This is a genomic window from Candidatus Woesearchaeota archaeon, assembly GCA_016188115.1.
GTDB lineage: Archaea > Nanobdellota > Nanobdellia > Woesearchaeales > GW2011-AR9 > JACPIK01.
The window spans coordinates 47,993-59,653 of record JACPIK010000002.1; the positions used below are offsets into that span (position 1 = coordinate 47,993).

15 protein-coding genes are annotated in these 11,661 nt (G+C 38.6%); 7 read left to right on the forward strand and 8 right to left on the reverse strand.

Features of this window, described 5'->3' with window-relative positions; genetic code table 11:
* Nucleotides 1–188: 188 nt before the first annotated feature.
* Nucleotides 189–503 carry a hypothetical protein gene (locus HYV86_00330; GenBank protein ID MBI2572285.1) on the forward strand — a complete coding sequence of 105 codons (315 nt, stop codon included), beginning with the start codon at nt 189–191 and terminating at the stop codon, nt 501–503.
* On the opposite strand, the gene HYV86_00335 is transcribed toward HYV86_00330, so the two are convergent.
* Complete coding sequence (locus HYV86_00335; GenBank protein ID MBI2572286.1) at nt 500–1,141, reverse strand: hypothetical protein; 642 nt, start codon at nt 1,139–1,141, stop codon at nt 500–502. The genes HYV86_00330 and HYV86_00335 overlap by 4 nt on opposite strands.
* A 48-nt stretch (nt 1,142–1,189) precedes the next feature.
* A complete protein-coding gene (locus HYV86_00340) occupies nt 1,190–2,080 on the reverse strand; it encodes a histidine phosphatase family protein (GenBank protein MBI2572287.1) in 891 nt (296 codons plus the stop codon).
* A gap of 86 nt (nt 2,081–2,166) precedes the next feature.
* Between HYV86_00340 and HYV86_00345 the strand changes: the two genes are divergently transcribed.
* Both HYV86_00345 and HYV86_00350 read left to right on the forward strand, forming a co-directional pair.
* Nucleotides 2,167–3,321, forward strand: a complete 1,155-nt coding sequence (locus HYV86_00345) for a cysteine desulfurase (protein MBI2572288.1) — start codon at nt 2,167–2,169, stop codon at nt 3,319–3,321.
* 48 nt (nt 3,322–3,369) lie between these two features.
* A complete protein-coding gene (locus HYV86_00350) occupies nt 3,370–4,152 on the forward strand; it encodes a class I SAM-dependent methyltransferase (protein MBI2572289.1) in 783 nt (260 codons plus the stop codon).
* Here HYV86_00350 and HYV86_00355 read toward each other — a convergent pair.
* Nucleotides 4,149–5,147: a DHH family phosphoesterase gene (locus HYV86_00355; protein ID MBI2572290.1), complete on the reverse strand. Its 999-nt coding sequence runs from the start codon at nt 5,145–5,147 to the stop codon at nt 4,149–4,151. The two genes, HYV86_00350 and HYV86_00355, sit on opposite strands and share 4 nt — an antisense overlap.
* Nucleotides 5,148–5,197: 50 nt before the next feature.
* On the opposite strand from HYV86_00355, the gene HYV86_00360 reads away from it, so the two are divergent.
* Nucleotides 5,198–5,464 carry a hypothetical protein gene (locus tag HYV86_00360; GenBank protein ID MBI2572291.1) on the forward strand — a complete coding sequence of 89 codons (267 nt, stop codon included), beginning with the start codon at nt 5,198–5,200 and terminating at the stop codon, nt 5,462–5,464.
* Nucleotides 5,465–5,475: 11 nt separating this feature from the next.
* On the opposite strand, the gene HYV86_00365 is transcribed toward HYV86_00360, so the two are convergent.
* Complete coding sequence (locus tag HYV86_00365; protein ID MBI2572292.1) at nt 5,476–7,764, reverse strand: type II/IV secretion system ATPase subunit; 2,289 nt, start codon at nt 7,762–7,764, stop codon at nt 5,476–5,478.
* Nucleotides 7,765–7,869: 105 nt separating this feature from the next.
* Here HYV86_00365 and HYV86_00370 point away from each other — a divergent pair, with 105 nt between their 5' ends.
* The 3 genes from HYV86_00370 (at nt 7,870) to HYV86_00380 (ending at nt 9,421) form a co-directional block, all read left to right on the forward strand.
* A complete protein-coding gene (locus HYV86_00370) occupies nt 7,870–8,175 on the forward strand; it encodes a hypothetical protein (protein MBI2572293.1) in 306 nt (101 codons plus the stop codon).
* 74 nt (nt 8,176–8,249) lie between these two features.
* The gene (locus HYV86_00375; protein ID MBI2572294.1) at nt 8,250–8,804 is read left to right on the forward strand and encodes a hypothetical protein; all 555 of its coding nucleotides are present in this window, start codon (nt 8,250–8,252) and stop codon (nt 8,802–8,804) included.
* Nucleotides 8,804–9,421, forward strand: coding sequence for a hypothetical protein (locus HYV86_00380; GenBank protein MBI2572295.1), 618 nt, complete (start codon nt 8,804–8,806; stop codon nt 9,419–9,421). Before HYV86_00375 ends, HYV86_00380 begins: the two co-directional genes overlap by 1 nt.
* A gap of 32 nt (nt 9,422–9,453) precedes the next feature.
* Here HYV86_00380 and HYV86_00385 read toward each other — a convergent pair whose 3' ends face one another.
* From HYV86_00385 to HYV86_00400, 4 genes are all read right to left on the reverse strand, one after another.
* Nucleotides 9,454–9,678: a hypothetical protein gene (locus tag HYV86_00385; GenBank protein MBI2572296.1), complete on the reverse strand. Its 225-nt coding sequence runs from the start codon at nt 9,676–9,678 to the stop codon at nt 9,454–9,456.
* Between the two features lie 106 nt (nt 9,679–9,784).
* Nucleotides 9,785–10,405, reverse strand: coding sequence for a hypothetical protein (locus HYV86_00390; GenBank protein ID MBI2572297.1), 621 nt, complete (start codon nt 10,403–10,405; stop codon nt 9,785–9,787).
* A gap of 23 nt (nt 10,406–10,428) precedes the next feature.
* Nucleotides 10,429–11,025 carry a hypothetical protein gene (locus HYV86_00395; GenBank protein MBI2572298.1) on the reverse strand — a complete coding sequence of 199 codons (597 nt, stop codon included), beginning with the start codon at nt 11,023–11,025 and terminating at the stop codon, nt 10,429–10,431.
* A 15-nt stretch (nt 11,026–11,040) separates the two neighbouring features.
* Entirely contained in the window at nt 11,041–11,625 is a 585-nt protein-coding gene (locus HYV86_00400; GenBank protein ID MBI2572299.1) for a hypothetical protein, read from the reverse strand.
* Nucleotides 11,626–11,661 lie beyond the last annotated feature (36 nt).

The following is an 11,661-nucleotide window of genomic DNA, read 5'->3' on the forward strand; positions in this document are numbered from 1 at the left end:
TCAGATCATCTAAATTACTACTCTCTCTCTCTCTCACACATACCATTTAATCATCTCCATTCCCTTTTTTCCCACACTCTCCCCTCTGTGTCAAAATGGATTATTATTTGTCAAATTGGTTCTGTATTATAAAAATAAGTCATAGCATTTAACTCTCTTTATCACAATCAATTAATTGGTGAATAATTATGGAAACTCCTGTTGGGTATGATGCATTACGAAGCCGTTTTATGCGCGTAGAAGATGGGCCGTTTTTATCAGTTAAAGACGATGGGGTCCTCTTTGGTGTGTATCAAAAACATGACACAGGAGAAACACTTGTTGCTGTCGCGCAGTTTGATGGAACACGAGGATATTTGTCCGTTAAAAAATTAGAGACAAGTCTTCCAGATGGAGTACAACATTGTCAAGATTTAGAAGGCAGACCTATTCATACATTTGCTAACACCTACTTTGCGCGAAAAGCAGATCAACAAGAATTAGAACGTCGTATTTATTCTTAACTTCCTTTTTTCAATTCTAACAACGATTTATGCGCTTCAATCAAACTCTCTTGTTTTACATAAATTAACCAATCAGGAACACTATAAATCATTTCTTCAATATTAATATCATTAAGTGCTAACTCAGCAGTAATCCGTGCAAATATTCCTTTAATCTTATCGACTGTTTTAGGAAAATGCATACGTATCTCGCAAAGATCTTTGTGTACTTCTAAAACATCTGCAGGTTTAAAGATAGCCAGTTTTTTTTCAAGTTCTCGCTGGCTTACAATGAGTGTAATTGTTTCTTTTGAACGCATTAAACGAACATTATCTTTAAGCAATTTCTTACCTATAAAATCTGCGCACACTTCGCTAAACGCTTTTTCTCGAAGAACAATCCGAGCCACTTCATCTTTTGTTGTGATAGACATTTTATTAAAAATATCCGCGGCCTCTTTAGGAACCATCGTACTAACACCCTCAAGATCATAACGACGAATCGCGCTAATCGCTGCATCTGTGTCGCAGGAAAGCCCATGTTCTTTGATCAAATATCGCGCAAGTGCACGAGTATTAATCAAATCCTGTTTAAGACATTTTTGGACTGCAATATCCTTATCCAGAATTTGTTGAACCTGTTGTTGCACACTTTTCATAGAATTGGTAGTTGTATTGAGATATAAAAATGTTGTTATTCTTCTTGCTTATACTCTTTTTTTCTTTGGAAGAACCACTTTCCGTTTTCTTTTAGGAGGGATTTTGTTTATACTCTTACTCACTTTCATACTTTTAGGGTTAGTTTTTCTCTTTGGTACAGTCCTCTTCACAGTTCTTTTTACAGGAAGTACTTTTTTCTTACCCATAGTTGACGGTTTTGTCATTCCTCTTAATTTGCTCCTCTTTTTTACAGAATGAACTTTCATAGTCGGTTTAGCAACAGAACTTCGTGTTTTCTTTGAATGAACATGACGTTTCACAACCAAAGTATGTTTTTTCGCAACAACGGCACGATGTTTTACAGAAGCCCCCTCATGATGGTGCGTATGCAACTCGTTTAATACATACTCCCACCCAGGTTTCCACGCTTTTTTCTTGCGCCAGTCTTGATCGATGGCTTGTTTCCAAGTCTTGCCTTTCAATAAGACATCAAGTGCAAGCTGTGGTGCTTGATGACCAACAATAGCAATACTTTTACCATCATATTTTTTCTTTACAAAGAGTAAGAATTCTTTTATTCGCTTTTCCACATCAGTTAAACTTTCACCTTGAGGAAATGGAGTATGGACATAATGATATAACTTACTTTTAATTAACTTAAATGACTTTCCTGTGAGTGTACCATAGTTTGCTTCACGTAAATGATCATCAAGTAAAACAAAGAAACGTGAGCCAAACGCATGAAACGCTGAATCGACTGCCCGCTGTAAATCAGAACAAAACACTACTTCAAATTTTTTATCCGCGGTTAATCGTGCTAACTCTTCTGATTCTTTAATTCCTCTCTCTGAAAGTTCACCTTGATTTTGACCAGTAGCAATATCTTGTTCATTATCTGTAGTAGTTCCATGAACAAAATAGGTGATCTTAACCGTCATATCTCCCGAAAGGCTGTTTTGATATAAAAAGATGTTCTTTCTAAGCTTGGTCACGCAACACAACCTTTAAATTAACTCTTCTCTTCATTTATTCTATGATCTATCTCGACTACGCTTCTGCAACGCCTGTTCGTAAAGAAGTTCTCAAGGAAATAACGAAATACCAAACAAAATTCTTTGCCAACCCAAGTAGTATCCATCAAGCAGGACAAGATGTTGCTGACTATCTCAAAAAAGCAGAATCAACAATACATACAATTCTCAAGACTCATACACAGGATCAACTCATTTTCACTTCTGGCGGTACAGAAAGTATTAATCTTGCCATCCAAGGCATCGTTTTTGCATCAAAACAGAAAGTAAAACATATTATTACCACTACCATTGAACATAAAGCAGTTCTTGAAACCTGTAAATTTCTCGAAAATATACGCCACGCAAAAGTTACCTACATTAAACCACAACCAAACGGCATTGTTAATCCAAAAGACATCGAAAACGCCATAACCAAAGATACGATTCTGATCAGTGTGATGTATGCTAACAATGAAATAGGCACAATTCAACCAATAGAAAAAATAGCTACTATTACCAAAAAGCACAAAATTCTCTTTCACACTGATGCCTGTCAAGCAGGATCTTATCTTGATCTCAATGTACAAGAATTAGGTGTTGATCTTATGACACTCAACAGCGGCAAAATGTATGGACCAAAAGGTGCGGGATTACTCTACGTGAAAAAAGACACTCCACTCGCCGCGTTGCTCTACGGCGGACACCAACAAAATGGGCTGCGTCCGGGAACAGAAAACGTCGCAGGTATTATGGGGTTTTCTAAAGCACTTGAATTAGCGCAGAAAGAAAAAATCAAAGAAGTCAAACGTCTCACACGATTACGCGACTCATTCATCTCAACTATCCTAAAAACTATCCCCCGAAGCAGACTCAACGGCGACAAAACCACTCGTCTCGCCAACAACATCAATCTCTCATTTGCAGGAGTCGAAGGCGAAGCACTCGTTCGTTATTTGAGCCAGCAGGGAATTTGCATTTCAACAGCGAGTGCCTGTACTGCAAATTCCATTGAAGTGAGCCATGTCATCAAAGAATTGAATCTGCCCAAAGAATACGCACGAGGAACGATCAGGATTACAATAGGAAGAACAACCACAAAGAAAGAGTTGGACGTTGTATTAAAAAAATTAACAGAGACTGTGAAAATACTACGACTAGCCAATTAATTAAAATTCTCTATATCTTTAAATAAAATCTATCTTGTTAATTAGTAAATGATTATTAACCCTAAAGAAGCTCGTACCTTTGGTCAAATAAGTGCACTGTATGAAGAAGCAAGACCAAATTATCCTCCTGCACTCATTGATGATATCATCGCATTCTCTCGAATACCCTCGGGTGGTAAAGTTCTCGACATTGGCTGTGGATCTGGGCAAGTAACATTTCCTTTTGCTCAACGTGGATACCCAGTCATAGGATTAGATGTTAGTGTAGAAATGATCGACATTGCTAAACATAAATGTTCTTCGTTTCCACAAGTTAGTTTCATGGTAGGTCCTTTCGAAGAAGTAGATATTGAAGATCATTCTCTAGATTTAATCACTTCGGGCATGGCGTGGCATTGGGTCACTTCCAAAGATCGATATCAAAAAGCAGCGAGACTTCTCAATGAGAAAGGAGCCATTGCCCTCTTCTGGCAATATCAACCTCGAGAAGAGTCAGAACTCGTGACGCAAATGGGTAAAATTCTCGATCGCTGGGGTGGACCAAACCGCGGACCTGCTGGCGGACGAGTTAATGAGATCGCGCACGAGGTGATGGCAGAACTTCACACATCGTCGGAATTTAGTAATGTTGAGCTACGCGAATACAACGAAAAACTTCAATTTACACAACAGCAATATCGCAATTTAGTTTTCTCCTATGGTTGGGTGCAAGGTCTAAATGCAGAAAATCAGCGCGGTTTAGAAAACGATCTCAACGTCTTATTAACTCAACAGCAAGAACCATTAGTTATTCCATATAAACACGTGTTAGTTATGGCGAAAAAGAATTAACTTTTCTCCATTCTTTCCCATACAAAATCCAGTGCGACATCAATATTCTCAATAAACACCTCTGTGCCACCGACTTCTTTGTGCCCACCACCAGATCCTGCGCCAAATTTCTTACCTACTTCCTTGCACAATGCGCCAACATCAACAAAACGAGCAGGTCGATTGAAGATATTTGTTCCAATGCCAATCCGTGCCATTTTGTCATCAACAATTTTTACGTTTAATGAATACACTGCATCACGATATTTAGCAAAGACGTAGAATCTATCGGGAACTCCGCGTTTCATCGTTGCTCTACGATCATCTTGCACAACACAGTTTGCGTTATCATGCAAATACATATATCCATCAACATTCTTGCGCCATTCCTCAAAACTTTGTACATGGGCCGTATAAAATCGTTGCGCCCAGATCCAATACCGATCAACAAGTTCCAAAGGAGTTTCAGGTAAAGGGTCTTGTAACAAGAAAATAAACAACTCTTGATTTAAAACAGGATCACCTGTTGCAAAGAATGACGACAACATATGCATCTTTTGTAACACTGTTAATTCCTGCCAATTTTGCGGTTGATAATAACATTGCATATATTCTTCATAACTATATCCTGCGGTATCAATGAGATCAATAGCCTTACGAAATTCTTGTATTGATGCAGGAAGCGTAACGCCTTTCTCTTGAGCTATATCGCACAATAATCCGGTACAGCTTGGTGCCATACGCCAGATCACATGAGGGATTGCTGGTTTCGCATCACGATTGCTGCCATGATGATCGATCCAGCAAAAGAATGTACCTGAAACGGGTGGCAGATCTAAAATAATATCATTTTTTGTAATATCTATCTTTCCATGCTCAATATCAGTTGGCTTCACCGGAATAATCTCAAAATTCGAATTAGGTAATCCAAACGCAGTTGTAAGATACTTCTTGAAAATAAACGCACTGCAAAATCCATCCATGCAGTTAGCGTGTGTGATAAGACGATGTTTCATGGTAGTTTGGTAAGAGGAACCTATATAAAATTTTAGATTATTATTCCTCAATGTCACAAAAACTCTGGTTCAAAGCTAAAACTTACGGTTGGGGTTGGACACCTGTTACTTGGCAAGGATGGGTCATCATAGCAATCTTTATTGCATCATATACAATAAACGCCGTACGCTTTACCAATATTGTCAACAAAAATCCTACCAACGCTTCTACTTCATCAATCATTTTCATAACTTGGATAATCATAACCACTGTGCTTCTACTTTGGATCTGTTACAAAACCGGAGAAAAACCAGGATGGCACTGGGGGAAGAAATGATTTTGTATTGACTACCCTTTCTTCTTAACTTCCCTCTTCAGCCACTCTTTATACTCAAACATAATCTTGCTCGAATCCAGCTTTCCCGTCTTCTCTTTCACTCTATCAGAAATCAAACGAAATTGATCATTCGCGGCAATCACAAATCCAGCTTCCAATAAATTAGGCAAATTTTTCTCTGCAACAATATCAACTAATGCTTTTTTACATTCAGCGCGCAAAGTAATATTGTTCCACACTGCGTCCCAGTCCCCTGAAAACTCACGAACTTTTCCTGCCATTCTCTTTAACACTTCAGAATTACCATTCATTAATTCATCAGTAATTTCTAATTGATCAGTAACGGGGTTATATACCATCAAATCAACAAATCCCCCTTCACGTAAAGGGTCTTCATCCCATTCTTTACGCACTTCAGTAATGCGCAAGACTCGTTTATATCGTTTCAATCCAGAAATAACTGGATTTGTGACAACAATAATATCAATCGCTTTAAACGATGTTTTCGGAACGCCAATATCGTTCACCACGCGATCAAATACGCCGTAGGGAGAATCCGCATGAATCGTACCAGCAACGACGTTTGCCGCAGCGCCAACCCGCATCGCTTCAAACAGCGCAATCGCTTCTTTAGACCTTACCTCACCCACAAAAATGGAAGAATCTCCTAACCGAAGTGTTGAACGAATACCAATAGCCGGATCAACTTCAGAACCAGGAGATGACAATGCTGACGCAACTTTAAGTGGTTCAATATTATATCCTAACGCGCGCAGTGATTCTTGTGGCAACTCAAAAGTGTCCTCAACCGTAATAATACGAGTCCGTCGCATCATCTCAGTCAAAAAACTTCCCAATAAACTACTCTTCCCGCTTGACCGTGTTCCTGCAACAAGAATAGTGGCATTATTATCAATTAAAAAACTCAACAAGCCAGCAGAGAGTGCATTCATATACTTTACCTTTGGCTGCATATATAATGGAAACGTCCAGGGATAATCACGATGACGACGAAATGAGAATACCAATCCTGTTGGACTAAGCGGAGCAGTAATTGCTGATACCCGAGAGGTAAATCCTTTCACAACAAGTTCTGTATCAAGGATAGGATTTGCTTCATCAAGTGGTCGTCCTGAAATTAAGCGCAACTTTGTCGCCCAACTCTCTACTTCCAGATGTGTAGGATAAATATTAGTGTAACAATCACCATAGTCCTGATGCACTATAAAGATAGGTAATTCTCCATTGGGTGAGTTAATATTTACATCCTGAACTTTCGGATCAGCGAGCAACAATTCAATTAATCCAAAACCAACGGTATAACGTAATAATGCTTGAGCAAGTTGATCAATTTTGTCATCTTCTACATCCAATCCTTTGTGTTCAATTAAATCACTTAACAAATCTCGTCCAATATTAAAAAAAACTTCACGCATACGTTGCGGATCAACGAACTCTTCACGGCTTGGTTTATGTTCTGACATAATTCGCTTTGCATCATCAAGCAACTCATAGAGTTCCTCTTCAAACTGAAATTCAGGGGGCGTAAGGTGAAATAATGTTTTAACATTATCATCAAACGTAAAGATATTCACTTCGCACTGTTCTCCCCCAACAGCAAAAGTATAACTATCAGTGAGATTACTATTCTCGGGAAATTCTGTAATTAACTTAGTATACATAAAATCAGGGCGAGTGGTTGGTCGAAACACAATCCCATACACCGAACGATCACCCATTCGGTATTCATTTAAGTGAGACCCAAGAACACGAATTAACGCTAATTCATCAAATGCCCGTAGTACTCCTTCAAGTAGCGCCACAAATGCGCCATGGCTTTCCCGATGTTGTTCATTAATATATGCATTCGCCAGTGTTTTTTCACGACGTTCAAGCCGCCGTAATGCCACATATGCTCCAATAGGATCTTCTTTGAATTGTTTCGAGATGATGCGTGCAAACTCTGCATAGGCAGGACCAATATAGCGCTGGTGAATGGGATCAGATACTAAATGAGAATATTGTTTTCTCTCCAGCTTGTTGATTTTGTTATAAAGCATCGCCACCTCGACAAGAAGTGCCGTTTGGGGCGCATCATATTCATACTCTCGTAATTGTGTGATAATAATCGTTGTAATACCTGAATTAGCAATTAAAATATCAATCACTTTACTCATACAGATTTCACTGTATTCAACAGAAGGAGGAAAAGCGCACTTCTCGGCACTAATACGTACGATTTTGTTCTCACCTTCATGGTACGTCTCGTACTCAAAACACGCTTTATCAGTAGTCACCATCTTTTTAGATGTTATATCCCTCTGGGTTTATTACGTTTTCTGTATGTTACTACCCTATACTATTAATGCCAAAACAATATATATACCAATCACTTATTGTATTTCATGGCATCACTTCGCTCCATTCTACTCACTCTGCTTGTATTGGTCTTTCTCGTAGGTTGCACTGTTCAATCCATCGATGAAATCAAAACTGAAGAGAATGTTGGCAAAACATTCGTTCTCAAAGGTACGGTTCATGATTCGTTTAAGATTGGTGAACTATCTGGCTATACTCTCAAAGATGAACAGGGCGGTTCTATTGCAGTAGGCTCAAAATCGTTGCCAGCCGAAGGAGAAATTGTAACTGTTAAGGGTGTATTGATTCGTGATAGTCTGTTTGGATATTATCTCAAAGTAAATGAAGAATAAGAAGAATAAACAGAATAAATCCCACTGAATAGTACTCACACAACTTTATATCTCTTCTTTGTCCCTACAAGATCATGGCTACCCCTAAGCAACCAGATCAAGCAGCGCAGCAAAGTAGCTCTGATAGCGCTAAACTCTTTACGTGGGTCAAAGGACTTGAAGCCAAAACTAATAATCTACTACGTGAAACTAGCTTACTAAAATCCGATTCCATCAAAAAAGTAACTGATTTGCGTAAAGAAGTAAAATTGCTAAGTGATGAGTTTCTCGAGATTAAACGCACCAATGATGCTATTAGCCAGAAGATGGACTTAATCATTAAAGAACTCAAAAAAACAGCAGGTCAGGAAGAAGTGATGGTGTTGCGTAAATACATTGATTTATGGAATCCTCTTACATTTGTAACACAACGAGATTTGGAACGTATGGTCGATGCAAAACTCGCAATGATACTAGCTCAGCATTCTCCTTCCACATTTCCCCTCTCCAATCTATCCTCAAATGTTCATAATACCAATTCGACAGAAAAAGAAACAACTCGTCAAGAATCATCTCATTCAATTCATCATCAAACAAAAGACATAAATAATCCAAAACATTCATCCAAACATAAAAAAGGTGAACATTAATGGCTGGTCCTGCATTTTCTCAATCGCTTCCAACCAATCAAGTTATGGAGCTACGAGCTCAAGGTCTCTCTGACCCATTAATTATGGAAGAATTAACCAAACAAGGAATTCCTCCAGATCAGGTTCATATGGCTATTAATTCTCTTGAGATGTCTAATCCTGCAGCAGAGTATGGTGCGCCGCAAGGGTATCCTTCTCAACAACCCGCAGGTCGTTATCCTTCATCAATGCCTTCTCCTCCTGCTGCTCGTTCATCATCTAGTCCGGAACCAACTGAATTATATAGTCGTATAGAAGAGATAACTGAGAGCCTCATTGACGAGAAATGGGATCAACTCATTGGGGAAGTAAAAAAAATCATTGAATGGAAAGAACGTGTTGAAGAACGGCAGCGCGCTGCAGAAAATGATCTTGTTCGACTCAAAGAAGACTTTAAAATTCTTCATCAAGGTGTGTTAGGAAAATTAGATGAATACGACACTCGCATGCAAGATGTTGGAACTGAATTAAAAGCCGTTGGTCGCGTGTTTAAAGACGTTGTACCTGTATTTGTTGACAACGTCAAAGAATTATCCTCTATCAAAGATCAGATGCGTGCAGTACCTAAGAAAATATAGTCATTTTAACTTTTAAATCTTCTACTTGTAACTTACCGCTGCAAATAATCAACTAATGCTACTAGTGGCATTACCACTACGGCTGTTTGTAATAGTGTCGCGGAAACCATCCCATGATCAAGATTCTCCCCATACATCCTGCTCCTACCATTAAGAATACGATATTGTCCTACGCCAGGGATGCAGGTTAACATTATGTCTTGCGCAATCTGCCATGGACTTTGAGATGCAGCATCGTCAATACTATGGTAGGTCATAATCTGTGTTTTTCTCTTGTTCTATAAAAAGCTACGTTTTTAGTAAATAAAATTCATGCAAAAGAACCACTAAAATCTCAAAGAAAAAAGAAATGAAACGTAAAAATTAATGACCATGTCCGCCGTGATCTCCACCACCACTTCCTTTACCTGGTGCTTCTTGGCCTGTAAGCAGTGCAACTGCAAAGATGGCAATCGTAAAGATAATAATCACACCTAATACTTTAGGATGAAACAAAGTTGCGGTAACACTCTGCTGAAAGTTTCCAGTTGCAACGCCGTTTTCATCGTAGGTAACAGTGCCGTTTTGTGTTCCTGCTTCAAATGCTTGTTCAGTAAGCCCTTGCCCAAACACTTTGCCCATACCTGCTGCAATAATCACGAGGGCAATAGCAATAATAACCCAGCCTACAGCTTTATCTTCCATCATATATTTGGCGATATCACTCTCTTCTGCGCCAAATACTCTAAAGATCAACAAGAGCAATAGAAAGAAAATAATTGCAACGACAAACCAAGGGATGATATAATTAATTAATTCAATAAGAGGTCTGGATAATAATACCATAAACGCGGCAACCGCAGCGATAATCGCATCGATACCTAATGAGTTTTTTCCCAATGCATGGGTTTTGTTTAAAACTGCAAATACAATCGCAAAAACAAAAAGCGCAGGAAAAATTGCATCAACCGATTGTAAAAGCGATACGTCCAGAAATGTTGCCATGGTGATAAAAAGGAAATGAAGACCTAATGGCCTCCGTGTCCGCCTCCACCTGTTTTCTCAAAGAGGCTTGAAATTCCTTTCCATACTCCTTTAAGGGTGTCTGCGCCTTTACCATGACTTTCATCTTTAGTTACTAACCATACTATTAAACCAAAGACAAGAATGACTATCATTAATTCAGTCGTTTCTGCGGTCCACCAATCAAATGCATCATATGGTCCTACCCATAAATCGAGTGACGCGCCAAAAATGTAAAGCACAAAGCCAATTGCAACAATGGCAATGATAGGTGCAGCTGCAGCAGCAAATCCTGTTCCAAAGATTCCCATTAAGAGAAGAAGCATAATGGCTGCGATAGAAACAAGAGAAATACTCGGTAGTGCGTTATTAAGCACTTCAACAGGATCATATCCTAATGGATAACTGCCAATGACATGAGGCACAACGAATGAAAGACCTAATACTAATGCCAAAATAACATTAAAATTTTTCCGTTCACCTAATATTTTTGTTTTTTGTAATACTGCAAATACTATTGTAAACACTAACAGGAATGGGAGTAAAAAGTCCATCACTCCATAGTTTGCTAAAATTGCTGCAAATGTTGAATAATCTGCCATTGTAATTCCTCCTTTCTAATGGTGGCTTCCACCGCCACTACTACCATGATCGCCACTATCTCCGGCTTTTTTCTTTGATGAATTGGGATCTTTAGTTATGTACACTATGAATCCTACAATAATGACCACGAACAGAACTGGTGCAAGTTGGATATCGACAAAGATTCCCAGAACATATTTTAGCCAATCAAGAGCATTCAAAAAGATTGCAACGATGCCAATAAACATGAGAAACATAAAGAATGTAAACCATCCCCCATATTCTTTAAGGGTGAATTCTTTATCACCCATAAACACGCCCACCAACATTAAGAAACAAACACCTAATATCAGCAATAAAACGATGTTTGCCATAACTTCACTAATTAATGCAACGAGTTGGGTAGATGCAACAACTAAGAATGCTACTACCATTGCAATTATACTATTCAAATTCTTCTTAGTTAATTCTTGACCGCCTACTCGATCAATTCCTAAAATTTTAGTTTTTTCTAGAATTGCAAAAACTAATGTGAATATGAGTAAGAATGGTAATATTACCTCGTATACTCCTAACTCTACTAAGAAATTAATCACTCCTCTAAAGACTGTTTCAGCCATAATCTATCCTCTTTTTTTGAGTAGAATTAACTACTT